The sequence below is a fragment of the Mucilaginibacter calamicampi genome (genome assembly GCF_042676765.1).
In the GTDB taxonomy this organism is placed as follows: Bacteria; Bacteroidota; Bacteroidia; order Sphingobacteriales; family Sphingobacteriaceae; genus Mucilaginibacter; species Mucilaginibacter calamicampi.
In genome coordinates this window covers 151194-177102 of the sequence record NZ_JBHTHU010000006.1, presented here as the reverse complement: position 1 = coordinate 177102, position 25909 = coordinate 151194, and the positions used below count along the sequence as shown (strand labels likewise).

The 25909-nt window shown below is 44.6% G+C and carries 18 protein-coding genes; 11 read left to right on the top strand and 7 right to left on the bottom strand.

The window, feature by feature from the left end:
* Positions 1-252: 252 nt before the first annotated feature.
* The 4 genes from thrA to ACFQZS_RS10350 all read left to right on the top strand — a co-directional run bounded on the left by thrA (position 253) and on the right by ACFQZS_RS10350 (position 7911).
* The gene (thrA, locus tag ACFQZS_RS10365; RefSeq protein WP_377099903.1) at positions 253-2703 is read left to right on the top strand and encodes a bifunctional aspartate kinase/homoserine dehydrogenase I; all 2451 of its coding nucleotides are present in this window, start codon (positions 253-255) and stop codon (positions 2701-2703) included.
* An 80-nt stretch (positions 2704-2783) separates the two neighbouring features.
* Complete coding sequence (locus ACFQZS_RS10360) at positions 2784-3785, top strand: homoserine kinase (protein WP_377099901.1); 1002 nt, start codon at positions 2784-2786, stop codon at positions 3783-3785.
* Between the two features lie 203 nt (positions 3786-3988).
* Positions 3989-5296, top strand: coding sequence for a threonine synthase (thrC, locus tag ACFQZS_RS10355; protein WP_377099899.1), 1308 nt, complete (start codon positions 3989-3991; stop codon positions 5294-5296).
* A 200-nt stretch (positions 5297-5496) separates the two neighbouring features.
* Positions 5497-7911 (top strand): PAS domain-containing protein, encoded by a 2415-nt coding sequence (locus tag ACFQZS_RS10350; protein ID WP_377099897.1) that lies wholly within the window; start codon positions 5497-5499, stop codon positions 7909-7911.
* Between the two features lie 3 nt (positions 7912-7914).
* Here the strand turns inward: ACFQZS_RS10350 and ACFQZS_RS10345 are convergent, their stop codons facing one another.
* The 7 genes from ACFQZS_RS10345 to ACFQZS_RS10315 all read right to left on the bottom strand — a co-directional run bounded on the left by ACFQZS_RS10345 (position 7915) and on the right by ACFQZS_RS10315 (position 17679).
* Positions 7915-8667 (bottom strand): DUF72 domain-containing protein, encoded by a 753-nt coding sequence (locus ACFQZS_RS10345; RefSeq protein WP_377099895.1) that lies wholly within the window; start codon positions 8665-8667, stop codon positions 7915-7917.
* A 60-nt stretch (positions 8668-8727) separates the two neighbouring features.
* Positions 8728-9984, bottom strand: a complete 1257-nt coding sequence (locus ACFQZS_RS10340; RefSeq protein WP_377099893.1) for an acyltransferase family protein — start codon at positions 9982-9984, stop codon at positions 8728-8730.
* 84 nt (positions 9985-10068) lie between these two features.
* Complete coding sequence (locus ACFQZS_RS10335; RefSeq protein WP_377099892.1) at positions 10069-12282, bottom strand: outer membrane beta-barrel protein; 2214 nt, start codon at positions 12280-12282, stop codon at positions 10069-10071.
* Between the two features lie 68 nt (positions 12283-12350).
* Complete coding sequence (locus ACFQZS_RS10330; protein ID WP_377099891.1) at positions 12351-13514, bottom strand: MFS transporter; 1164 nt, start codon at positions 13512-13514, stop codon at positions 12351-12353.
* Between the two features lie 24 nt (positions 13515-13538).
* Entirely contained in the window at positions 13539-13814 is a 276-nt protein-coding gene (locus tag ACFQZS_RS10325) for a hypothetical protein (protein ID WP_377099890.1), read from the bottom strand.
* Positions 13815-14112: 298 nt separating this feature from the next.
* Positions 14113-16677, bottom strand: coding sequence for a PAS domain S-box protein (locus tag ACFQZS_RS10320; RefSeq protein ID WP_377099888.1), 2565 nt, complete (start codon positions 16675-16677; stop codon positions 14113-14115).
* A 120-nt stretch (positions 16678-16797) separates the two neighbouring features.
* Complete coding sequence (locus ACFQZS_RS10315; protein ID WP_377099887.1) at positions 16798-17679, bottom strand: AraC family transcriptional regulator; 882 nt, start codon at positions 17677-17679, stop codon at positions 16798-16800.
* Positions 17680-18029: 350 nt separating this feature from the next.
* Here ACFQZS_RS10315 and ACFQZS_RS10310 point away from each other — a divergent pair, with 350 nt between their 5' ends.
* The 7 genes from ACFQZS_RS10310 to ACFQZS_RS10280 all read left to right on the top strand — a co-directional run bounded on the left by ACFQZS_RS10310 (position 18030) and on the right by ACFQZS_RS10280 (position 25907).
* Positions 18030-18473, top strand: a complete 444-nt coding sequence (locus tag ACFQZS_RS10310) for a DMT family transporter (protein ID WP_377099886.1) — start codon at positions 18030-18032, stop codon at positions 18471-18473.
* Positions 18474-18494: 21 nt separating this feature from the next.
* Entirely contained in the window at positions 18495-19436 is a 942-nt protein-coding gene (locus ACFQZS_RS10305; RefSeq protein ID WP_377099884.1) for a sugar phosphate isomerase/epimerase family protein, read from the top strand.
* Positions 19437-19518: 82 nt separating this feature from the next.
* Positions 19519-20991: a CoA-acylating methylmalonate-semialdehyde dehydrogenase gene (locus ACFQZS_RS10300; RefSeq protein ID WP_377099882.1), complete on the top strand. Its 1473-nt coding sequence runs from the start codon at positions 19519-19521 to the stop codon at positions 20989-20991.
* A gap of 157 nt (positions 20992-21148) precedes the next feature.
* Positions 21149-21934 (top strand): cyclase family protein, encoded by a 786-nt coding sequence (locus tag ACFQZS_RS10295; protein WP_377099880.1) that lies wholly within the window; start codon positions 21149-21151, stop codon positions 21932-21934.
* 2 nt (positions 21935-21936) lie between these two features.
* The gene (locus tag ACFQZS_RS10290; RefSeq protein WP_377099878.1) at positions 21937-23010 is read left to right on the top strand and encodes a zinc-dependent alcohol dehydrogenase; all 1074 of its coding nucleotides are present in this window, start codon (positions 21937-21939) and stop codon (positions 23008-23010) included.
* 35 nt (positions 23011-23045) lie between these two features.
* Positions 23046-23801, top strand: a complete 756-nt coding sequence (locus tag ACFQZS_RS10285) for an SDR family NAD(P)-dependent oxidoreductase (protein ID WP_377099876.1) — start codon at positions 23046-23048, stop codon at positions 23799-23801.
* A 30-nt stretch (positions 23802-23831) separates the two neighbouring features.
* Entirely contained in the window at positions 23832-25907 is a 2076-nt protein-coding gene (locus tag ACFQZS_RS10280) for a transketolase C-terminal domain-containing protein (RefSeq protein WP_377099874.1), read from the top strand.
* The last annotated feature ends 2 nt before the right edge of the window (positions 25908-25909 follow it).

Below are 25909 nucleotides of genomic sequence, written 5' to 3'. Positions count from 1 at the left end.
ATTTGCCCACGCAATAAAACAATGATAAAGATTAACACCATAACAACAACCATTACCACCACCGGCATCAATATCGGAGGAAGGTAATCGTATGGTGTAACCAGATAAAGAAAAAACCACATGAGCGCCTTCCTCCGGAAACCGGGGAAGGCGTTTTTGTTTAATAGCTATTACAAAAATGAAACCATCAAGAGCTACAAAAAATAAAATCGCTCATGACAGCTTCATTACCATTGAAAAAAAAATAATTAAATGAAAGTTTTAAAATTTGGCGGCACATCCGTAGGTTCAGGTCAGAGCATCAGTACTTTAATTGATATTTTAAAGAACGAGGTGACAACCACAGGCAAAAAGCCCATTGTGGTACTGTCTGCCATGAGCGGTGTAACCAATCTGCTGCTTTCAATGGCCGAAGAAGCTGCCGACGGAAAAGATTTTGTTGCCGGCCTTGCCGAACTGGAGCGTCGCCATTTTGATGTGGTAAAAGAGCTTTTGGAGATACAGAACCAAAACCCTGCTTTAACCCGCCTTAAACTTAATTTCAATCAGTTAGAAGAACTTTTGCAGGGCGTACTTACCCTGCGCGAACTTACCCCGAAAACCCGCGACCTTGTTTTAAGCTATGGCGAGCGTTGCTCTGCCATGATGATAAGCAAAATAGCTGCACAGTACTTCCCTGAAGCTATTTATGTTGACGCGTCTGAACTGATAAAAACCGACAGCAGCTTTGGTAACGCCAGAGTTCAAAGTGAAATTACAGATCAGGTGATCCGTGGTTTTTATAACGGGCATAAGGATAACATGCTGTTTGTAACCGGCTTTATTGCCGGTAATGATCAGGGGCAGATAACTACCCTCGGTCGTGGCGGCAGCGATTATACCGCCGCTATTTTCGCGGCAGCGCTAAACGCGGCTGAAATTGAGATCTGGACAGATGTTAACGGCATGATGACTGCCGATCCGCGCATGGTAAAAAAGGCTTTCAGCTTGCCTGAGCTGACCTATACCGAAGCTATGGAGTTATCCTACTTTGGCGCTAAGGTGATCTATCCACCCACCATGATCCCGGCGTTTATGAAACGGATCCCAATTGTTATCCGCAATACTTTTGAACCGGAGTTTAAAGGAACTTTTATACGGCATGACTGCAAGCCATCCAACCTGGCTATAAAAGGCATCTCTTCTATCAATAACATCAGCATACTTAATGTTCAGGGTAGTGGCATGGTGGGTAAATCGGGCTTTAGCGGCCGCTTGTTCTCTTTGTTGGCCCGCGAGCAGATCAACGTTATCCTGATCACCCAATCATCATCAGAGCACAGCATTACATTCGCTGTATCGCCGGGTGATACCGAAAGAGCGCTGAAAGTTATTGAACATGAATTTGAGTTAGAACTCATGGCCAAAAAACTGGAGAACATAGATATTGAGCAGGACCTTGCCATTTTAGCCGTTGTAGGCGAGAACATGAAGGAAACCCCCGGGGTATCGGGCAAGTTGTTCAGCTCGTTGGGGCGCAATGGCGTAAATGTGCGTGCCATAGCGCAAGGTTCATCAGAATACAATATATCGGTTATCATATCAGCAAGCGATCTGAACAAGGCCTTAAACGCCGTTCACGATGCTTTCTTTGTTGAGCTGACCAAAACCCTGCATGCATTTTGTTTGGGTACCGGCAACATTGGCAAAACGCTGTTCAATCAATTAAATGCTCACGCTGCTTTCCTGAAAGAAAACAATGGCATACAGGTTAAAATAGCGGGCATTAGTAATACCCGTAAAATGGCTTTCAATAGTGATGGTATAGACCTGAATGAATGGGAAGAAGCACTGGAAAGATCGCACGACGCTGCCGACCTGGCCGGTTTTGTTGCCAAAATGCAGAGCATGAATTTGCCTAACTGCGTGTTTATTGACAATACCGCCAGTCCTAAACCTATAGCGTTTTACGGTGATGTTTTAAAATCTACCATATCCATTGTAACCTGTAATAAAATAGGTAATTCCGGTCCGTACAATCAATATAAATTATTCCGCGATGCGGCCCGCCAGCATGGTGTTGATTTCTTTTACGAAACCAATGTGGGTGCAGGCTTGCCTATCATCCGTACATTAAAAGATCTGATGAACAGTGGCGACCGCGTGCAACGTATTGAAGCTATCTTATCGGGCACCATATCATTCATCTTTAATAATTTTAAGGGTGATGTAAGTTTTCATGATGTGGTTAAACTGGCACAGGAAAAAGGTTATACCGAACCTGACCCGCGCGATGACTTACGTGGCACCGACTTTATGCGCAAAATGCTGATCCTGGCCCGCGATGCAGGCTATAGCCTGGAAGCTAATGATGTTAAAATAGGCAGCATTTTACCGCAGGCTTGTTTAGATGCTACATCTGTAGATGATTTTTATGCTGCCTTAAAAGCCGAAGACGCCTACTTTGCCAACTTAAAAGCTGAAGCTGAAAAGAATGGCAAGGTTTTAAGATACATAGGCATATTAGAGAACGGCAAAGCAGCAATCAATTTGGAAATGGTTGGCGAAGACCATCCTTTCTTTACCCTATCCGGCAGCGACAATATTATATCTTTTACAACCGATAGGTACCGTGAACGTCCGTTGGTGGTTAAGGGCCCGGGTGCCGGTGCAGAAGTTACGGCAGCCGGTGTGTTTGCTGATCTGATAAATGTGGGAGCGTAAGCCCCCTAACCCCCTAAAGGGGGAACAATAGTTTGATAGCCTCCCTACCCCCTGAAGGGGGAGGATAGTTTGATATTTATATGAATAATAAAATAACAGAGAGTACAGCCGCCTCAAAATCAGCTCCCCCTTTAGGGGGCGGGGGGGGCGTGGGTGATAGTGTTCAAGTTTTTGCCCCTGCCACCGTTGCCAACGTAGTATGCGGTTTTGATGTACTGGGTTTTGCAGTAAATGAACCCGGCGATGAGGTAATAATGCGCGTTACGGACAAGCCCGGCATAACCATCAGCAAAATTACCGGCGATGATGGCAGGCTGCCGCTTAATCCGGAAAAAAATACGGTTAGTGTTAGCGTTAAACATTACCTGCAAAGCATAGGTCGTGCTGATATAGGTTTGGATATTGAGCTACACAAAAAAATGCCCATTGGCAGTGGTTTGGGCTCAAGCTCGGCAAGTACCGTGGCAGGTTTGTTTGCAATTAAAACTCTTTTAGGCGATGATAGCGACCCTATAAAACTCCTGCCCTTTGCCATAAAAGGCGAAGAAATGGCCTGCGGGCATGGCCATGCCGATAACGTAGCTCCGGCTTTGTTTGGCGGTTTTGTATTGATCCGCAGTTATGAGCCGCTTGATGTGGTAAGGTTACCGCATCCTAAAGGCTTGTATTGCGCCATTGTGTTCCCTGATGTTGATGTACCTACCCGCGAGGCCAGGCAGATCATCCGCAATAAAATATACATGAAGGATGCCGTTACCCAATGGGGCAATATTGCCGGTTTGGTAAGCGGTTTATTTATGGGCGATATTGACCTGATAGGGCGCAGTATGCACGATGTATTGGTTGAGCCGGTACGCTCTATGCTAATACCTGATTTTTACAAAATGCGCGAGATAGCTATGCAAACCGGTGCTGTAAGCTTTGGTATATCCGGCTCGGGGCCCTCAGTGTTCGCGTTTACAAAAGATGAAGAAACAGCCAGGCAGATCACTCAAAAATTACAAAAGCATTTAACCGGCATAAAAATTGGCTCGCAAGCCTATGTATCGCCGATAAATGATGCCGGACCAAGGGTTTTATAATGAGTGATTGAGTGAGTTGTGAATGAGTGAATGTTAAAAAACTGTCATTGCGAGGTACGAAGCAATCGCACGGAGAAAAGTTCGCGATTGCTTCGTACCTCGCAATGACAAAAAATAAAATAAATTCGAAATTGAACATCCGAAATTCGAAATTAAAATAAAATAAATCCGAAATCGAACATTCGAAATTCGAAATCAAAAAAATGAAATTATACAGTACCAATAACCCGGAATCAAGAGTAAGCTTCAAAGAAGCAGTGTTTAACAGCATGCCACAGGATAAGGGGCTTTACATGCCCGAGTCTATTCCGCGTTTAAGCGATACCTTTTTAAATAACCTGGATGGTTATTCGCTACCGGAAATTGCTTATCATGTGGCTAATAACCTGATAGGTGATGACATTCCGGCAGACGATCTGAAAGCCATAATTTACGATGCCATTAACTTTTACGCGCCAATTGTAAAGCTGGAAGATAAAGTTTATGTGCTGGAGCTTTTCCATGGCCCATCATTAGCGTTTAAAGACTTTGGCGCGCGCTTTATGAGCCGTATAATGAGCTACTTCCTTAAAGCGGGCGAAAAACAACTGGACGTTTTGGTGGCAACATCAGGCGATACCGGCGGTGCTGTAGCTTTAGGCTTTTTAGGTGTACCCAACACGCGCGTAACCATACTTTATCCTAAAGGAAAAGTAAGTGACATACAGGAACTGCAGTTAACAACCAACGGCCAAAACATTCGCGCGTTGGAGATAGACGGTACTTTTGATGATTGCCAGGCATTGGTTAAACAAGCGTTTACCGATGCTGAACTAAATGAAAAATATCGCTTAACATCAGCCAACTCCATCAACATTGCACGTTTAATACCGCAGACATTCTATTACTTTAACGCTTATGCACAAGCGCTTAAACAAGGTAAAAGCAAGGTGGTATTCTCTGTACCAAGCGGCAACTTTGGCAACTTAGGGGCGGGTTTATTAGCCTGGAAGATGGGTTTACCTGTTGAGCGATTTATAGCGGCCACCAACGCTAATGATACCGTTCCGCAATATTTAAAAACCGGCGTTTACGAGCCGAAACCTTCGGTAGCTACCTTATCAAATGCGATGGACGTTGGCAACCCCAGCAACTGGGTGCGTATTGCCGACCTTTTTAAAGATGATGCCGATAAGCTTAAAACGTTAATAAAAGGCTACAGCTATACCGACGAGGAAACCAGCACCGCTATACAAAGCATTTACGATAGCTATAAATATGTAGCCTGCCCGCATACAGCAATTGCCTGGCGCGCCTTAAAAGACTATCAGCAGGATGCTAATAATGAAGCAACCGGCATATTTTTATCCACTGCGCATCCATGCAAATTTCCTGACGTTTACGAAGGCGAGGTTGCGGCACATGTTGAAGTTCCGGAGCAGGTTAAGGCTTTACAATCCAGAGGTAAGCAAGCGGTTGCCTTGGGTAAGGATTTTGAAGGATTTAAAGGCTATTTGCTGAAGAACGCGTAGGTTACACGCCGGCCATATTTAAGAACCCGCAAAATCACGATCGCGGGTTTTTTTGTTGGCAGATGTAATAGCGGATTCAAGCATCGCCGTTGCTCAAACATTAAAGTTGTAAATATTCCGACAACCTGCAGGCTCAATTTAAACAAAAACATTGTTTTTTAGTTATTTTGGTTGTTGATTTTAAAACCTGTCATATTACTATGGTATTTGCCGACGGAGAAGACTTACATAAAACCATACTAACTGCGCCTATCGGCATTTGTGTACTGAACGCCGACACGTTGGTGACGGAGATCGTAAATGATAAATTCCTCCAGGTTGCGGGAAAGCACTACGATGAAGTTTTCGGCAAACGCTATTGGGAGGTATTCTCAGAAACCAGGCCTTATCACGAGCCGGCAATGGCCGACGTTATAAAAACCGGCGAACCTTTTTATGGAAATGAAGTAGAGGTAACGCTTACCCGACACGGCCATATAGAAAATATCTTTGTAACCTTTGTTTACTCGCCTGTAAAAGATAAAGCGGGTAAAGTAAGCAAAGTATCGGTTTGGGTTTTAGAAAACACACAACAGGTTACAGAACGCGAAAAGGAAGTTGCAGAAAAACTGGCTTTTAGACGCGAACGAGACAGGTTTAAAAGTTTCTTTATGCAGGCACCCGCGGGTATCTGCATCCTGCGCGGCCCTCAACTTGTTTACGAGTTGGTTAACCCGGTTTACCAGCAATTTCTGCCTGGGCGTACCTTATTGGGGCGCCCCATATTTGAGGCTATGCCCGAACTTGTGGGCACACCTTTGCAGGATATTATAGTAAATGTTTATAAAACCGGCGTGCCGTTTGAAATGAACGAACTGCTGGTGCCCATTGCTGAATACGAAGGCGGGCCTACACAGGATCGTTACTTCAGCTTCAGCTATCAGCCCTGGCGGGATGAAAACGACCACGTTGACGGAATATTGGCTATAGCATTTGATGTGACCGGCATGATGACGGTTCAGCAGCAATTGCGTGAGGCCCGCGAACAGGCCGACCGGCAAAAGCGCATTTACGAAACCATTACATCAGAAACACCCGACCTGATGTATGTATGGGATCTGGATTATAAATTTACCTACGTTAATAAAGCGCTGCTTAACATGTGGGGCAAAACCTGGGATACGGCAGTTGGTTACGGCTTTAGAGACCATGGTTACGAAGAATGGCACGCTACCATGCACGAGCGTGAAACGGACAAGATAGTGGCTACCAAACGGCCTTTACGCGGCGAGGTTGCCTTTCCGCATGCTACATTGGGCCGGCGCATTTATGATTACATTCTGGTACCTGTATTTAATGAGCATGGCGAAGTGGAGGCCATTGCCGGTACTACCCGCGACGTAAGTGAAAGAAAATTATTAGAAGAGGAACTGGCTAAAAGCTCAGAAGAATTACAGGCCATCAACGAAGAAATGGCCGCAACTAACGAGGAGCAGGCCGCATCTAACGAAGAACTAACGGCCACCAATAACCAGCTGGCCCTGGTAAATGAGCAATTGCTGGAAGCACGGCAGAAAGTGGAGACAAGCGAGACGGCACTTCATTTAGCCATTGAAGCTTCCGACTCGGGCACTTACTCCATGAACACCAAAACACTGGAATTTTATGCTTCACCACGTTTAAAAGAGTTGCATGGTTTCGGGCGTGATGAAAACGTTACTTATGAAGACCTTGTAGGGCAGATACGCGAAGATTACCGGCAAATTGCACATGACAAGGTACAAGCAGTACTTACAAAAGGCACCAAATTCGATCTTACCTTCCCGGTAATAGGCTTTCATGATGGCAAACAGCGCTGGCTGCGCTCCGTTGGCACTTTTCAGCAGGTCACTAATAGCTCAGACACTTATTTTGCCGGCATTACCAATGATGTAACCGAGCAAAAAGAAGATGACCAGCGCAAAAACGATTTTATAGGTATGGTTAGCCATGAGCTAAAAACCCCGCTAACATCACTTACCGCTATAGTGCAGGTTGCCAACTCCAAATTAAAAAACAGCGAAGATCCGTTTTTAGCCGGAGCAATGGAAAAAGCCAATTTACAGGTTAAGCGGATGAGCAAAATGATCAACGGGTTTCTGAATGTATCGCGCCTTGAATCTGCAAAACTGTTAATAGACAAGAAGGCGTTTGATCTGCACGGGCTGATTGAAGATGTTGTTAAAGAAACAGCGCTAACCGTTTCTACGCACCAGATCACGGTACACCAATGCGATAGCGTAACGGTTAATGCCGACGCCGACAAGATAGGCTCTGTGGTTACCAACCTCATCAGCAATGCTATTAAATACTCGCCTAAAGGAAAATCAGTAGAAATTACGTGCGAACTGGTAGGAGACAAAGTACACGTAAGTGTTAAAGATGAAGGCATTGGCCTGTCAACCGAGGACAAAGCAAAAGTGTTTGAACGCTATTTCCGTGTGGAAAGCAGCAATACAAGGCACATTTCGGGTTTTGGCATAGGTTTGTACCTAAGCGCCGAGATCATCCACCGCCATGACGGAGAAATATGGGTAGATAGTGAACCCGGCGAAGGGTCTACTTTTTATTTCAGTTTGCCGCTGGCTAAAGAATAAGCGCTAAATACCCTGGTTAACAATCAGATTTAACGTTTGCAGATTACGCACGGCATCGCCCATGGTGTTGTTAAAATAGGTATAAACGGTTTTACCTTCTTCCAACCATTCGCGTATGTAACCGGCGTATTCGTACAATAGATCGTCAGGATAGCTGCCGCGATATTTCCCGCCCGGTCCGTGAAAGCGCAGGTAAACCGTATCGGCTATATCGTAATAATGCAAGGGCGTAGCCGAGGCCGGAATATCCTGAAGTACAATACTGATCTTATTGCTTTCGGCAAACTCAAACAGATGGTCTGTATACCATGACGCATGCCGTACTTCTATTGCTATCTGCCAGCCGCGGTCGGCATCGGCCTCTAAAACACAGTTAACAAGATGTTGCAATTGCGGCATGAGGCCTGCCTTTGCCGACGGGGGCAACTGGATAAGTAGGCAACCCTTTTTGTTACCTGCTGCATTAATAGCTGCCATAAAGCTATTAACACGCGCAACATCAAAAATCAATCCCTTTTCGTGGGTTATTCCGCGCCACAGCTTGTAAGTAAACTTAAAATTTTCACCAACTTCCTGCGCCCACTTGTTTACGGTACGGGCAAGCGGTATTTTGTAAAATGAGGAATTTACCTCAATGCTATTATTCAAAGACGCGTAATAATTCAACCTGCTTTTGTCTGAAAACTCCGGCGGGTAATATGTTTTATTAGGCACGGGCAATACCAGGCCACTTGTGCCGGAAAAATAGTTGGTCATTAATAACGCTTTGTTATAATAACGGCGCGGATACTTTATGGTTTTAGGCTGGCGGTTAAATTAGCTTGCCTTAATTTTGCCTGAGATGAGGTTCCTGATCCGCAGCTGAAAGACTTTTTCAAGCAAATAAGCCATCATAATTATTAACGCAAACAACAAGCTCAACTTTATTAAATATCCCATTAAAGGGTTGCCTGCAATATTAATGCGCCCTACCAGGTAAAGCAAGGGTGCATGTATAATATAAATGCCATAAGATATACTCCCCAGCCAGGCACCTATACGCACCATCGCGCGGCCCAACCCCTCAATAACCGGCCAATTGACGAACCTGAATATTAAACTTAACCCCAGATAGCCTACCGGTGCAGCAAACGCCATGGCGTGTTCACGCGCGGGTTCTGTTAATGCCACATACACGCTGTACAGCAAGGGCATCAACAACAAAGTAAACCACCAACCCTCATGCTTCAACTTACGCCCTGAAAACACCAAAACGGTATACAGACAATACGGTAGCAGCGCCAGGTCCTGGTAGCCCAAAACAATGGCCATGCCCCCTATGCCCGGTGGCGTATCGGGCAAATGTTGTTTAAATAACAAAAATCCGGCGCTATCTCTTAAAGCCGGCAAACCCGACCGGGTTATCATTTGGTCTGTTGCCAATATAAAAAAAAGGGCGCTTAACAGTTTGGCGTGGTCAACTTCTGCTTGTTCTGCAGTAAAATATTTAGCTATACAAGCGCCACCCATCCAAAACGCAAAGCCTAACAGGTATAAAGAAACAATGGGTGGGTAAAGCTGTAATTGAAAACAATAATTGCATACCGCTAGCAGCATAGATAACACCAATACCGCTATAAAATTTAAACGGAAGAATATCAGCGGTATAAATAACAGGTAAAAAAGCATCTCAAAATGCAGCGACCAGGTTGGCCCGTTCTCAGCAAACGGAGAAGTGATCAGATCCTGCATCATTGCAAAGTTCCAGAAAATAGCCGAAGCTGAGTAGTGAAAACCGGCTATAATCAGCGTGACAAGCAGCGCTAAAAAATAGATGGGATATATCCTTAACAGTCTTTTCTTTACATAATTAATTATCTGGGCATAGTTAGCCATACCCTTATTACTAATGGTAATTACATATCCGGATAGTACAAAAAATACCAGGAGAAACAAATGAGGAGAAGGGGAGAACACCACTAAAGGCATAGGGGTATATTGTCCGTTAAGTGTCCAATGCCCTATAACAACAAAAATGGCTGCATATCCTCTTAACGCCTCCAGGTTTATATTAATAGGTTGGTTAATAGGCATTAAAAATGCAGCTAACGTTAAATTTATATCTACTATAAAAATAGCAATAAAATCTATTTGGTCAACAGGTACATTGCCGGTACATTATCCATTCCCAACCCGCTGCGCTTCATCCCCGGCGCTGCCTTCGCTGCGGCGGTTAGTTTTATAAGCCTTGCCAAAACGGTAGGTAAAGGACAACGTTACTACACGCGTGTCGCGCTTCATTTTAAAATATTCCTCGGCGTTAGGAAACTGCGTTAACCCGTGCATTATGTTTGAATATAATACATCGCGTGCGGTAAAGCGCAGCGTGGCGCGTTTTTTAAGTACCGGCCTCGCAATACCGGCCGATAACTGCCCGGTAGGATACAATAATTCCTGCACATCATTACGGGCACGGGTAGTGTACGCGCCTGATAGTTCGGCAGTGTAAATTTTTGCTATGGTAAACTGGTTGTTAGCGCTAATGCTTAGTTGATTAATATCGCTTGTATAGGTATTGCCGTTAAAGCCGCGCAACTGTTTGTAGTTATAAACCGCCTGCGCCGTAACAGACCACCACTTAAATGGCGATGCCACAACTGTTTCGGTAACACCAATGGTGTAAGTATGGCCAACGTTGCCCTGGGTATACAATAAAATTCCTTTTTCCTTATCAGCTAAAAACAACTGCGAAAAATAATTGTCAATGCTGCTGTATGATACAGTAGTGGTTAACAGGCTTTTGTATTGGTGGCTCAACTCAAAGTTCCAGGTATATTGTGGCAGCAAAAAGGGATTACCTGTTTGATACGTGTATTTATTGATAATGAAATAAAACGGATTAAGGTTTTGAAAGTTCGGCCTGTCAATCCGCCTGCCTACATTTATAGTAAAACTGTTTAATGAATCAGCCGCGTAGGTAATACATCCGCTTGGAAACAAGCCGTTGTAATTACGCGAAAAAGAGGAATCTTTTTGTACCGCGTTGCCCAGCTGGTGCCCGCTGTATCCTGTATTTTCATAACGCAACCCTGCCTGAAAGCTGATCTTTTTGTATTTCTTTTCTATAGACGCGTACAGCGCGTGAATGCTCTCGTTATATAAAAAGTGATTGCTTTTAATATTATCGGCTACCCAGTTACCGTTCTTAAAATTCTGGTACAATGCCAGGTTATCTGTATGGGTTGATGATGATTTCCACCCCGCCTGCAAAGTGGCATCCTTCGGTAGTCTGTACGTATAGTCTGCCTTCCCCGATAAAATTTTTATGGTGGAAGGGATATTTCCGCGCGATTGCTGGCTGTAACCTTGCGCGCCCGACCGCCGGTTGTCAAAAGCCTGATCGCTTTGAATATCATAGCCGAGCCAGTCAAAATCTGCCGACACGTCCTGACGGTCTGAAATGGTATGACGAAGATTTAAATTTAGAGACCCATTTTTAAAACGGCTGCCGCTGCTGTTATCAGTATAAATTGCCGAATCGGTTACACCCGCCGGGCTTAACCAGGTGGCCACAGATCTGTTAAATCCCTGCCGTTTAACCTTTGTGCCGCCCAGCACCACACCTATAGTAGTTTTTGACGATAGATTATAATCAAGCCCCGCTTTTACCGTGTTGTTTAAAAACGTCCCCGAAAAATAGCCCGGCTGATCCAGTTGAGAAACCACTTTGTTTTGCGCATCAAAGTATTTTCGTAATGCATACAGATCTGTAAGGTACTCGGTATAGTTCATGCTATAATTTAAAAACAGGTTTACCTTGCCTGTGCGGTAGTTAAGCACCAGGCTGTTGTTGTTTTTAGGATAAACGCCATGCCCGCCGGCAACAGTAAAATTGCCGTTAAAGCCTTTTTCTTTTGTCTTTTTTGTTTTGATGTTGATTATACCCGCGTTCCCACTGGCATCATAACGCGCCGTTGGACTGGTGATCAGCTCGATCTGGGCAACCTGTGCTGAGTTCATGCTGCTTAATAAATTATTCAGCTCTGACCCTGAAAGATAGGTGGGTTTATTATCTATCAGCACCAGCACGCCTGTTTTACCCTGTAAGGCTATCCCGCCGTTACGGTCTACCGTAACGCCCGGCGATTTTTCTAAAACCTCCAAAACCGTTGCGCCCACATTGGTGGCAGAGGCGGCAACATCCACTATCATTTTACCCTGCTCCATGCGCACAAGCGGAGGCTTGGCAATGATATTTACTTCCTGTAAAGTTTTGTTATGGGTTTTGACAGTGTCTGTCTTAAGCGTATCAGCAGACTGAGCATAGGCAGCCATACGGAGTAGTAAAAAGCCAATTACGGCAACCGGGCATTTAAAGGATCTGATCAGCATTTGGTTAATAGACGCTGATTTTTCCGCGGTGTTACAAAATCTTTAAACCTGCTCGTTGTATCTGTTAATTATTTTGCTGCCGCTTCCTGTACTTTTAGCCTTATGCCTACCCCCACCGCTATCAACATTAATATGGCTGCCAGAAAAAACGCGGCCGACTGTGTTATACCCAAAGCCAATCCTGCTATAATTGGACCGGTAGCCTGGCCTAACGAAGTGTAAGACTGATTAATACCCATTATTTCGCCCTGCTCAGTGGTTTTACTTTCGTCGGCTATAATGGCGTTTAGCATTGGATTGCGTAAACCATTGAACAAGCCATAAATACCAATGCCTATGGCGAACGGTATTACAGCGTTTACAAAGCCGGTGAAGACCATCGCCCCAACACAAATTACTGTCGAGATAAGCAAAATTATGGAACGCCGGGGTATTAACCTGGTGATAAACGGAACTGCAAGCTGCGTAAGAATACCGGTTACACCAAAGCCCGCGTAAAAAATACCCACCTGTGTGGGGGTAAGTTTAAGCGCGTCGGTACAAAAGGTCTGAAAACCTATCAGCATAACCAATTGCGCGGTGGTGAGTAAAAACCCGGTACAAACTGCCGCGCCGATAACAGGCTGCTTCAGTACCGTAATTAGTGATTTAAACGCGAATGACTTCTTTTTAACACGCTTTTTTGCAGCGCTGTTTGTCTCCTTTAAAAATATCATGCTTAAAAGCGCCCCTGTAAGCGAAAGCGCTGCTGCAACAAAAAACGGAACGGCCATCCCCAAACTGCTTAACAAGCCCCCCACGCCCGGCCCTATTACGCTTCCGATACCAAACGCCGAGCCCAGGATGCCAAAATATTTTGCCCGGTTTTGTTCTGAAGAAATGTCTGTTACTATAGCTTGCGCAACGGATATATCGCCGCCGGTAAGTCCGTCAAGTGCCCGTGCAATAAACAGCATCAGTAAACTCCCGGCCAGGCCGAATAAGCTAAAGGATATAGCCGTACCTATAAGGCACCCAACCAGCAACCATTTTCTGCCAACGCGATCTGACAGTGAACCCAACAGCGGCGTAGCAAAAAACTGCACGATAGAGAAAGTAGCAGTAAGCCAGCCCAGACTTGCTTTGGTAAGACCGAACTGTTTACCATAGGAGTATATTAACGGTATCATCATACCAAACCCCATGGAATCAATGATACAAATGAATACCAGGATCCAGAGTATCCTTTTCATGCTCCTACCCTACCAATTATATTATCAGGATTGCGCGTTACCGTTGTTATGCAGCACTTCGTGCCTTAACAGTGCCTCACGGTCGGTTTTTGGCGCTTTAGCCGTGTGGTGCAGATAGTCTTGCGGGTCTTCATCCTCATCAGACTCATCCACATCCCGGTCAAAATACCCGGCTAATTGCTGCCGCACTGCTGTGCCGCTCTCGGTTAAAAATAAATAGGCTAAACTTGCTGCTGCGGCCCCAATGGCTATGCCTGCTATTAACAGCGTGTTACTTTTCTTTTTAAAAGGATTTTTCATGGTTATAGATGCTTAGTACCATACCAATAACCCATCATTTCTCACAATGTTTGCTGCTAATTGCGGAGGGCGTGATCCTGAATAACATTTACATAAAAGCGGGACAAAAAATCGCCATTTCTCAACACATTGAAAATTAGCAGATTAAACAACATTTAAACGTAATTTTCCTGACGAATAAGTAGTCTCACTTTGTCCCACGCAACAATTGCAAACTACTAACAGTCAAATACTTATTCAAAATATTGTCCCAACTTGTCCCACTTTGTCTCACCTTCACGCGAGACAAACACGTACCTTATAACGGCAAGCTGAAGTAAAAGGTAGAGCCCTTGCCTACTTCGCTTTCCAGCCATACCCGGCCCCCGTGGCGCTCAATTATTTCGGCGCTCAGATAAAGCCCTATACCAAACCCCGAAATATGGCGGGTATCGTTGCTCTCCACTCTGTAATAACGGTCAAATATCCGCTCGGCATCAGCGGGGTGTATGCCTATGCCTTCATCCTGCACGCTAACAATAATTTCATTATCATCGCGTTGGCAAGCTATTTTGATGTTTGTGCCGTTTGCTGAGTACTTTATAGCGTTACTTATAAGGTTGGATATTACCGATTGGATCTTGTCCTGATCTGCATTTACTTCAACCGCCCGGCAGTCATCAACGTTAATTGTATGGGTGGTGTTGGCAACCTTCATTTCGTCGGCAACATCCAGAATAAGCATCTGTAAATCAAACAGCTGCTTCTCTATCAATATTTTCCCGGATTCCAGCCGTGAGATATTCAAAAAGCCATTGATCATCGTGGTCATGCGCCTTACCTGCTGATTGGCTTTTTGCATAGCACCCGAAAGGAAGGTATCGTCGGTATCGTTTAATTTAACCTTTGCTACCTGCAATATGGCGCTTAGCGAGGTTAGCGGCGTTTTCAACTCATGGCTTACCATCCCGATAAAATCATTTTTACGGGTTTCATCCAGCTTTCTTTCTGTAATGTCGCGTGCTATTTTTGACAAGCCGATAATGTTTCCCTCCGCGTCTTTCACAGGTGATACGGTTACCGAAACATCAATCAACCTTCCATCTTTAGTTAATCTCTTGGTTTCAAAATGCTGCACCCTTTCGCCGCCTTTTAAACGGCCAAGTATAATAGGCTCCTCTTCATACCTATCGGGTGGGATGATTTTATAAATTGTTTCACCTATCATTTCTTCGGCTGTAAATCCAAAAATACGTTCGGCGGATGTGTTCCAGCTTGTAATAACGCTATCAAAGGTTTTGCTCACGATGGCGTCATCTGAGGACGCTACAATTGCCGCCAGCTTAGCAGTTTTCTCTTCGGCCTCCTTTATTTCGGTAATGTCAAATGCCGTACCTATGAAACGCGTAGCCTGTGTCTCATCAAAATACACCGTTCCCTGAACCTTTATCCAGCGCATTTGCTCGTTATCAAAACGTATAATGCGATACGTCAGGTCGTATTTGCCTCCGCTGTCAGGTTGCATAGCGCCGGCTATCTGCTCTTGTACCCACTCATAGTCGTCGGGATGAATGTGGGCAGAAAAAGTTTCAATAGTAGCAGGCTCGTCGTCGGGTATGCCATAAATATCCCTTAATTCCTTAGACCAATATAATTCGCCGGTTGGCGGGATATACTCCCATGTACCCAGGTTGGTAGACTCTATGGCCATACGCAACCTTGACGCGCTTGCGGCAAGTTCTTCATTGGCCTTTTCAAACCGCTGCCTGCTCTCGTTCAATTCATCATTGGTGTTGGCCAATTGGTCATTAATTGCCTGCAATTCTTCGTTAGATGCTGCAAGTTCTTCGTTAAGCGCGGCCAATTCGTCAGAACTCTCTTCTACCTGCTGTTTAGCTAAAACCGCATCGGTTACATCAGCAGCCGTATTCATTACACCGTATATTTTTCCCTCCTGATCTGTTAAAGCCGTAAAACTGTAATTAAAATAATAGGTTCGCGGTTGCCCGTCAACCACCAGGTCTACCTGTTGATTACGCGCGTGAAAGGGCTTGCCGCTGGTATATACGTTATCCAATTGGGTAAAAATCGCCTGATCTGCCAGTTCGGGTAAAAGATCCCTGTATTCCCGGCCTATTACGTTCTGACCCTTGCCAAATACATCAATAATAGCCTGGTTGGCAAAGGCAATGCGTAACTCTCTACCCATATATACCCCTATAGGGAAAGGTGCATTTTCAACTATTGCGCGTACCCTATGTTCGCTCTCTGCCAGCTCATAAACTATCTTTCGTAGATTGCTCTGACTGGATGATAACTGCTCATTGCTGGTAACCAGTTCGTCGTTCGAACTGGTTATTTTTTTGTTGGTCTGGTGGATTTCCTGCAGCGATAAAACTTTTTTTGTGGTTTCATTACATATCACTAACACGCCATGGATATTCATTTCCTCGTCGGTTATGGGGCTGTAGGAAAAATCGAAATAAACGTCCTCTTCGTAACCGTTACGGTCTAACTTTAGCTTAAAATCCTGAAAAGCCACCGCCTCACCGTTCATCACCTTTTCAAATAAAGGCTTAAGCACATCCCAGGCTTCAGCATAGGTTTCATAAACGGGACTGCCCAAGGCTTTCGGATGCTTGTTCCGCCCTAAAATTGGTCTGAAGGCGTCGTTGTATAATTGTATAAGGTCCTTACCCCAGCAAATCATCATCGGCGACGGCGTATTAAGCATGATGCCTGTCTGTTGTTTCAACTGCAGGGGCCACGTGTGGGGCACGCCCAATACGTTAGCATGCCAGTTAAATGTAGCTATCTGCTCTGCCGCTTCACCACCATTTCGCAGAAAAGGCAACGCTGAATTTTTAGAATGATGTTCAGACATTAAGGATACAGTTCAGAAAGTTTGCAATTTGATTAAATGGTTCAAGCAACGCGCACACCTATAACAACTTATAGGTGTAGTTGTTTGGGGTTATCGTTTTTTAAAATAAAGTGGCTCTCATCAACCCACCTCCCTTAGCATGTTATGTTCTTTTTTAAACTCGAGCGGGGTTTTGTTCATTAATTTTTTAAAGTAGCGATTAAAGTTGGATAAGTTGTTAAACCCACTGTCATAACATACTTCGTAAATAGTCATGTCTTTTTCTAATATCAGGTTACAAGCGTGAGCTATCTTTACTTCCAGTAAAAAATCCTGCAGGGTTTTACGGGTTTTTGATTTAAAATAGCGGCAAAACGCCTTGGCGCTCAGGTTGGCAACCGATGCTATCTCTTCCAATGTTATTTTTTTCTGAAAATTGTCTGATATGTACTGGAACACCTTGTTTAACCTGTCAGCTTCCTGCCATTCAATTTTTTCGGGCTGATAAATGGTATTAATGTACTCGCGTTCCTTGCTGGTGGCTATTTTTTCCAGAATATTCAACAAAGTCATTATACGTTCTAAACCACTGGCTTCTGTCAGTTTATTTATCAGCGTTTTAACCTGCGCCTTTGTGCTACCTGTTATTTTTATGCCCTGTTTGGCTTTCTCAAGCAGCGTCTCTATGTTTTTTAGTTCGGGCGTATTAAAAAACTTGTCGCCTAAAAAATCATGCTGAAAATAAATTACAGTTACTTCGGCCTTTAATTTTGATTCATCCACAAAATATTCAGGGTCGCATCGCCACATGTGGGCCAGGTTAGCACCAAACAAGCACAGTTCGTCAGGTTCAAAGCGATGCACATCATTACCTATAAACCTTGTACCTCTGCCTTTATGAATATAGATCAGCTCAATTTCCGGATGAAAATGCCATTGGTTATAAAAGTTTTTGTCCTTGTTCTGGTAAATAGAAAAGGATGATTCTGGTTTATGCGGAACTTTCAGCAGGTGTGGTTTCATCATCAAAAGATATAAAATCTACAATATTGATATTCTTTTTTTCAAATATATGTTACTATAGTATCACTTTTTGCGAATTGGTTGGAAATTATTTCTACTTTAATAGGTGAAATTTGAAATAGAACAACAGCCGTAATATGGTGGGCATACTGCGGCGGGTTCTGTAAACCAACAATTGCTTAAAGTTTTTTACGTTATATTTTAACTTGTGCTGTAAAGTACAGTCAAAACGTTTGTAAGGGCGGGTAAGGTGGTTAAGATGTGTGCATTGACAATTTTGAGTGCCAGTTTAAAACCAATTTCAATAAATACCAATTAAACCAATTAACCTAATTTAAAATTTTGAGAACATGAAAGTTTCATTAATTGCTCTGATGCTTGTTATCGGGTTTGTACTAACCCTGCACCTTGCCATGAATGGTAAGGTAGGCTCTATTCTAAAAAACGCGGAGATGGGCAACGCTATTTTTTGGACCATTGGTGCCTGCACCGCTATTATTATTGGCTTTACGCATTGGGAACCTGCTGTATTTACACGCTTAGGCGAAGTACCAAAATGGTTGCTTACTGCTGGTGTAATGGGCGGGGCACTTGTATTTGGTATAGCGTATGCTTTCCCAATATTGGGGCCGGGTCGCGCTACCGTATTAATGGTATCTGCACAGGTAATATCGGGTTTAGTTTTTTCACACTACGGATGGTTTGCAGAACAAGCCGATCCAATATCATATACAAAAATTGGCGGCGCTTTGTTATTGTTAGGCGGCACAGCGTTAGTAACATTCGGTAAGTAGCGTATAATAAATTTTAATACCATGGAAAATTTAGATTCATTTAATCGCAGAGACTTTATGCGATTAGCCGGTATAGCCGGTGCGGCGACGCTTGCATCGCCCGGATTTGCATTTGCGGAAGCAAAAAAACGCAAATTCGAGATAGGCTCAACATTCATCCTTTGGGGATACGGCGGCAACGTGCTGGAGGCATCATTGAAAGATATCGGATCATTAGGTTATCATTCTTTTGAAACCTTTGGCCAGGTAATGGAAGAGTTTGAAAAGAAACCGGGCGGCCTTGCCGCGGTAATTGCCCAATACAAAGTGCCAATTGTATCAGCTTTTTGTACACATGATGTACTTGACCCTGCTAAAACACAGGCCGAGGCTGATAAATTGAGACGCTGGTGCAAAATTTTGAAAGCCAACGGCGGTAAGGTAATTGAGTACTGTGCCGGCGGTAGCCGCCGTGGTTACGACTACAAGAACTATAAAAAGAACCTTGTAGACTCGATGAACATGTATGGTAAGGTTGCACAGGAAGAAGGTTTGGTTGCCGCGTTGCACCCGCACACAGGTACGCCTATTGAAACAGAAGAGGAGATCTACTTCATAATGGAAAATGTGGATACCCGCTACATGAAATTTGGCCCTGATGTGGGCCAGATCCAAAAAGGTGGCGGCGACCCGGTAAAGATCTGTAAAGACTTTATGGAACTGATTGAGCACGTTCACCTGAAAGATTTTGCCGGTGGCGATAATGGTTACCTGGGCTATTCTCCGCTTGGCGAAGGCAAGGTGCAGTTAGCAACCATTTTAGATATGCTGGAGAAGAAAAAGAAAAAAATGGCAGGTATGATAATGTTTGAACTGGATTATGATAACAGGGTTAAGCCACCGTATACACCTTTAGAGGCCGCTAAGATCTCAAGAGATTTTATGGCGAAACTTAATTACAAATTCGACGGAAAAACTATCTAAAATTCTATCAAAAACTAAATAATAAAAATACATGGTTCTGCTTACACGGCTAAGCAGGCCATGTATCATCTAAAAACAAAACATGGAAATTTTAAGCAATTACATTAGTAACAAATGGGTAACCAGTAAGGAAACCAACACCACCGATGTTATAAACCCTGCCACACAGGAAGTTTTAGGAAAGGTGCCTTACGGAATTGGTACGGCAACTGACGTTGATACAGCGGTAAAAGCCGCGCACGAGGCCTACAAGCAGTGGAGCCAGGTGCCGGTGATGAGAAGAGTGCAACCTTTGTATAAACTAAAACAATTGCTTGAAGAAAATGCAGAGGATATTGCCAGAACCATTACGTTAGAGTGCGGAAAATCTTTAGCCGAGTCTCGCGGCGAGATACAACGCGCTATAGAGAACGTTGAGGTTGCCTGCGGTACGCCGATGCTTATTCAGAGTGAATTTTCAGAAAATATTGCCGGTGGCGTTGATGAGTTTATGATACGCCAGCCTTTAGGTGTTTGTGCTTGTATTGCTCCGTTTAACTTTCCGGGGATGATCCCTTTCTGGTTCCTTCCTTACGCTATTGCATGCGGTAACTCTTTCGTTCTTAAACCATCAGAGAAAGTACCGTTAACTATGATGAAGGTGTTTAAACTGATAGAACAGATCGGTCTTCCGGAAGGAGTTATCAGCCTGGTACACGGCGGCAAAGAAACTGTTGACGCTTTCTTGGATCACCCACTGGTCAAAGCTATCAGCTTTGTGGGTTCATCAAAAATTGCGCAATACGTATATGGTCGCGGTGCCGCTAACGGCAAGCGCGTACAAGCCCAGGGCGGTGCCAAAAACCCGGTAGTTGTTTTACCTGATGCAGATATTGACATGTCTGTACAGATAATTACCGACAGCGTTTACGGTTGCGCCGGACAACGTTGTTTAGCGGCATCAAACATTATTACCGTTGGAGACAGCGGTCATATTAAAGAGGCTTTATATGAAGCCGCTAAGAAAAGAACAACCGGCTATGGTTTGGATGAAGCCAACGAAATGGGCCCGGTTATCAGCGCGGAAAGCAAATCTCGTGTTGAATACCTCATTGGTAAAGCCGAAGCCGAAGGCGCTAAAGTTTTATTAGATGGCCGTAAAGCCAGCATAACAGGCTTTGAAAAAGGAAACTTTGTATTGCCAACCATTCTGGAAGGTTTGCCATTGGGTGGCGAAGTGATCAAAACAGAGATTTTCGGCCCGGTAATGAGCCTTATCCAATTAGATACTGTTGACGATGCTTTAAACTTTATCAATGGTAATAACTATGGTAACATGGCTTGTTTGTTTACCAACAGCGGTGCCAACGCACGCAAATTCCGCAGTCTGGCTAATGCAGGTAACATTGGTATTAATATAGGTGTAGCTGCACCAATGGCGCAGTTCCCTTTTAGCGGTTGGAACGAAAGTTTCTTTGGCGATCTGCACGGTCAGGGCCGCCATGCTATTGAGTTCTTTACCCAAACAAAAGTGGTTATTGAAAGATGGCCAAAAGAGTGGGCAAGGAAATTTTAAAACAAAGCCCCCTCTAAATCTCCCCCGGAAGGGGAGACTTTTACTAAAAGGTCTCCTATATATAATGGGATATGAGCGCAGGGAAAGTCTCCCCTTCCGGGGGAGATTTAGAGGGGGCATATAATTATTTATTAACAAACATTAACCGGAATTATACATGTTTAAGAAAGCCTTTTGTCCGCCATTTAAGTTGCAGACAAAAATGAACTTTATGGGTATTGACTGTGTTGTAACCGACCTTAGTCATACTATTGCTACTACAGACCCTACATTTATCGGCCATCAGCGTACGCTGATATGGAACCACCTATCGCACGAAGAAACCCAGAAAATGGGCCTTACCAAACCGCCTTACTCGTATAAGGTGGTTGGTTTTACCATGTGCGATCACTCTAACACCCACGTTGACGCGATCAACCACGTGGTGAATGAGCCTGATGCACGCGCGGTTAATGAACTGCCTTTGGAATGGTTTATGGCTCCCGGCGTTTGGTTTGATTTCTCGCACAAAGAACCAAGCAGCTACATTACCAAAGCTGATATTGAAGAAGCTATTGCAAAAACCGGTGTTACCATTAAGCCACAATCCGTAGTGTTGTATTACACCGGCTGGTACAAAAAATGGAACGACAATTTTGGCTATATCCGCGATTATCCGGGTGTTGACCGCAGCGCCATTGAGTACCTGAACGATCTGGGTGCCATAAGCATTGGCGCTGACGCACCGAGTATTGACAGCTTTAACGAAGTGGCGGTTGTTAAAGAACAGCCTGCACACATTGTTTGCCGCGAAAGAGAGATCTTAAATATCGAAAACCTGGCCCAGGTGGATATGATACCTGCGCACGAGTTTTGGTTTGTTGGTTTACCGCTAAAAATTAAAGGTGGCTCAGGCTCTCCGTTCAGGGGTGTTGCTATAGTTCCCGAAAGTAATATCAAATAGTTATGAGTTTACCTAACCAGATGGACGCTGTTGTATTAAAAGGCGTTCGCGATTTCGAAATACAAACAGTTCCTGTACCACAGCCTGATGCCGATGAGGTGATCTGTAAGGTGGATACCACTTTTATTTGCGGTACCGACCCACATATTATAAACGGAGATTTCCCCGGCTTTTGGCCAACAGGATACCCGTTTATACCTGGCCATGAGTGGTCTGGCACCATTGTACAATCAGGCCCTAAGGCGCTTAGCCTCGGCTGGAAAGAGGGCGATCGTGTTTGTGGTATTTCACATTGCGGTTGCGGTTATTGCGCCAACTGTATGAAGGGCCGTTTTAACAACTGCTTAAACTACGGGCACGAAGAGCGCGGTCACCGTCAATACGGGCACTATACACCGGGCGCTTACGCCCAATACATGCGTACGTCAGTAAAAAGTATTTACAAGGTGCCTGATTCAATGGATCTGGAATATGCGGCTTGTGTTGACCCGTTGAGTATTGCATTATACACCGTTAAACGTTCGCGCTTACAGCCGGGTGATGATGTACTGATATTAGGTACCGGCCCGCAGGGCTTAATGGCTATACTTTGCGCCAAAGCGTTAGGTGCCGGCAGAATATTAGCAGTAGGCAGCGGCGAGCGTTTGAAAAAAGCGGAAGAACTGGGTGCTATCCCTATCAGCTATAAAGAAGGTGATGTATTAGCGCAAATAAAAGCGTTGACCAATGGCCTGGGTGTTCCGGCTGTGTTGGAATGCGCAGGTACTGCCGAGTCTATCCATTTGGCTTGTTTGGCAGCTTCAAAAGGTGGTGTAGTATCAATGATCGGTATTCCGCATGCTGACCCGGCATTGCCTATAAAAAGGATAGTACTGGACGAAGTGGAACTGATTGGCAACCGCGCCAACCCTAATACTGCACAGGAGGCTATTGATCTGTTGGTAAATGGCCGTGTAGACCTTACTCCTTTAATGACGCATCGCTTTGCACTTAAAGATTTTGCTACAGCGCTGGATGTATTTGAAGGCAGAAAAGAAGGAGCCATAAAGGTAGCTACCAAGCCAAACGGAATGTAATCTATTAGTATTTGATCAAATTAAATTAAACCAATATGAGTAACAAAGTAATGATAGTAAGCGGCGGAGCATCAGGATTGGGCCTTGCGGCTGCTGAAAAATTTGCCAGAAAGGGATATGATATCGTTATCTGCGACATCAATGACGAAAAAGGCGCTATAGCGGTTGAAAAGGTAAAAGCTATAGGCACTAATGCTATTTATTGCCACTGCGACATATCAAATAAAGAAGAAGTACAAAAAGCAGCCGAGGCTGCAAAAAAACAATATGGCCGCGCCGATGTGTTGATCAACAACGCGGGCTTAGAAGTTCGCGGCAGCATTACACAATGCACCGAAGACGACTGGACACGTTTATATGACATCAACCTGAAAGGTATGTATTACATGACCAACGCTTTTGCCCCAATGATGTTTGCACAGGGCAAAGGTGCCATTGTAAACACCGGCTCAATATTAGGTTACCGTACCGTGGGTGAGCGTGCTGCATATTCTTCATCAAAAGGTGCTATTGATACCCTAACCCGTAGCATGGCGTTTGACCTTGCTGAGAAGAACATCCGCGTTAACTGCGTGGTGCCAGGCGCAATTGATACTCCATTGCTGAGAGGTTCTATAAATGATTCTCCTGACCCTGCAGGCACCGAAGCCTTCCTTGGATCAAAAAGTGTTTTCGGCCGTATGGGAACATCAGAAGAAGTGGCCAACGTAATGTATTTCCTGGCATCAGACGAGGCATCGTTTGTAACCGGCGCAGCCTATTTTGTTGACGGCGGCTGGTCAATTATGTAATCAGATTATTGAAATTTAAAACGTATTGTTTTGATTTATTTAGAAGATAAAAAATCGTTACTAAACAAAGGGATCACCCACCTGCTTCAGGTTAAAGATTCTGATATAAGATTGCTAAACCTGTACCAGTGCAGGCACGCTATTGACAGCTCTATCCACATTGGTGGCGCTTCGTCGGCAACTATACCTATGGTTAGCCTGTTTTACGGCGGCATTATTGATGTTAATGTAGAGCAACCTACTGCTACAGATCAGGATATGTTTGTGCTGAGCAAGGGCCATGCTGTTGCTACATTGGCATCGATCTATTCAGATCTGGGTTATTTTGACAAGGCGGTATTAAAAAATTCGCGCTCCGTTAAAAGTATACTGAACGGACACCCCGGTCCGGTACTGCCCGGCGTACACGTTGCTACCGGCCCAATGGGGCAGGGTGTTGGTGTGGCACAAGGCTTTGCCATTGCCGGCCAGCGTTCGCCGCGGTTTGACGTTTATACCGTAACCGGAGATGGCGAGCTACAGGAGGGCCCCGTTTGGGAAACCGTAATGTTCGCGGGAGCCAAACGCCTGGATAACCTTTGTGTACTGGTTGACAACAACGGCGGGCAGCTGGATATAACCAGCACGCTGCACTTTCCGCATAACAGCTTAAGCGGCACTTTTGCAAGCTTTGGCTGGAAAGTAATTGAAGTTGATGCTACTAAATATCAGCCGGTTTATACTGCTTTACAGGAGTTTAAATATGGCGAACGCGATGGCAGGCCTACGGTCATTATCTGCAAAACAACTAAAGGTCATGGCGGCTTGTCAGACTATATGAATACGCACAAGGCTACCATTGCCACAGATATTTTAGACCAGGAAGATCAACTGCAGACCAGCCAACGTGCGGCTCGCGAGCAGGATTTCTTTAAGTTCTTTAATCAGTTAAACGACGAAGAATTTGCTGACGTGAGACTTACCATTTTAAAACATGCTCAAAAAATGGGGCTTAAGGTTAGCCACAATAAAATTGAAAATATAGATACCCCTGTTAAAACCCAAAAGGCACCCGTACGCGATAAAAAGATAAAATACAACGCGGCACAATTGCCAAAATTGGAAAAAGGAAAACCTTACGCTGCCAACAAAGTGATAGAGCTTTCTATGAAAGCTTTCGCACAGGACGAGCGGGTGTTTTCTGTTGACTCTGACCTCGCATCTACCAGCGGATTACAGTCGGGAATTGGATTTGTTGACAAGTACCGCGCGCTGAACGCCGGTGTAGCAGAATCTAACATGATGCTGCTGGGCGAGGCCTTTGCTATACTTGGCGGCAACGCCTGGGTAAGCACTTTCTGCCCTTTCTTTGATTGGAAGGTTATGCGCCGCATAGCAGTTGGCCACCAGGAACGTTTGGAGGTTATTGCCGAGGCGGATGGCTGGCTATCAGAAGGACACGGGCTGGATTACACCATGGTTGCAACCGCTGCTGATCTGGAAACACAATCAAACGGCGCTACCCACATGGGTAATGATGATGTGATGCTGTTTAACGAGGTTGCACAGTTAAATATCATTAATGCTTCTTGTCCGCAGCAGGTATTAGGTATTCTGAAATGGATAATGGAAGGCAATAAGGGTATGATCTACCTGCGTTTACTACGTGCGCCATCCAACGCTATTTATGATGCCGACTTTACCTTTGAATTTGGCAAAGCGTACAACGTTAAGCATGCTGACAATGCTGAGGCTACTATAGTTAGCTCTGGCCGCGGGGTATATGAGGCTTTGGATGCAGCGCAAAAGCTGGAGGCAGAAGGCATAACCGTTAATGTAGTTGACATGCCATCCATCGACGCTTCAGCTATTGTTGAGCTTTACCGCTCTGGCAAGCCGGTATTTATTGCGGAGCAGAATAACGGTTATCTGTGGTCGCATTTCCGTAAAGTATTGTTTGAGCAGGAAAGCAGCATTAATACCCGCCAGCTTATCGCCATAAACACAACTACCTTGGGCGGGTTGCACTACATCCACTCCGGTACTTATGCCGAGCTGGCAGCACATTACAACCTGAACGGCGCGGCTTTAAGCCAAACCATTTTAAACACTTTAAAAACAGTTTAATA

Bases quoted from the DNA above. Each gene is read 5' to 3' on its own strand.
- thrA (WP_377099903.1), top strand. From the start codon at position 253: ATGAAAGTTTTAAAATTTGGCGGCACATCCGTAGGTTCAGGTCAGAGC.
- ACFQZS_RS10360 (WP_377099901.1), top strand. From the start codon at position 2,784: ATGAATAATAAAATAACAGAGAGTACAGCCGCCTCAAAATCAGCTCCC.
- thrC (WP_377099899.1), top strand. From the start codon at position 3,989: ATGAAATTATACAGTACCAATAACCCGGAATCAAGAGTAAGCTTCAAA.
- ACFQZS_RS10350 (WP_377099897.1), top strand. From the start codon at position 5,497: ATGGTATTTGCCGACGGAGAAGACTTACATAAAACCATACTAACTGCG.
- ACFQZS_RS10345 (WP_377099895.1), bottom strand. From the start codon at position 8,667: ATGACCAACTATTTTTCCGGCACAAGTGGCCTGGTATTGCCCGTGCCT.
- ACFQZS_RS10340 (WP_377099893.1), bottom strand. From the start codon at position 9,984: ATGCCTATTAACCAACCTATTAATATAAACCTGGAGGCGTTAAGAGGA.
- ACFQZS_RS10335 (WP_377099892.1), bottom strand. From the start codon at position 12,282: ATGCTGATCAGATCCTTTAAATGCCCGGTTGCCGTAATTGGCTTTTTA.
- ACFQZS_RS10330 (WP_377099891.1), bottom strand. From the start codon at position 13,514: ATGAAAAGGATACTCTGGATCCTGGTATTCATTTGTATCATTGATTCC.
- ACFQZS_RS10325 (WP_377099890.1), bottom strand. From the start codon at position 13,814: ATGAAAAATCCTTTTAAAAAGAAAAGTAACACGCTGTTAATAGCAGGC.
- ACFQZS_RS10320 (WP_377099888.1), bottom strand. From the start codon at position 16,677: ATGTCTGAACATCATTCTAAAAATTCAGCGTTGCCTTTTCTGCGAAAT.
- ACFQZS_RS10315 (WP_377099887.1), bottom strand. From the start codon at position 17,679: ATGAAACCACACCTGCTGAAAGTTCCGCATAAACCAGAATCATCCTTT.
- ACFQZS_RS10310 (WP_377099886.1), top strand. From the start codon at position 18,030: ATGAAAGTTTCATTAATTGCTCTGATGCTTGTTATCGGGTTTGTACTA.
- ACFQZS_RS10305 (WP_377099884.1), top strand. From the start codon at position 18,495: ATGGAAAATTTAGATTCATTTAATCGCAGAGACTTTATGCGATTAGCC.
- ACFQZS_RS10300 (WP_377099882.1), top strand. From the start codon at position 19,519: ATGGAAATTTTAAGCAATTACATTAGTAACAAATGGGTAACCAGTAAG.
- ACFQZS_RS10295 (WP_377099880.1), top strand. From the start codon at position 21,149: ATGTTTAAGAAAGCCTTTTGTCCGCCATTTAAGTTGCAGACAAAAATG.
- ACFQZS_RS10290 (WP_377099878.1), top strand. From the start codon at position 21,937: ATGAGTTTACCTAACCAGATGGACGCTGTTGTATTAAAAGGCGTTCGC.
- ACFQZS_RS10285 (WP_377099876.1), top strand. From the start codon at position 23,046: ATGAGTAACAAAGTAATGATAGTAAGCGGCGGAGCATCAGGATTGGGC.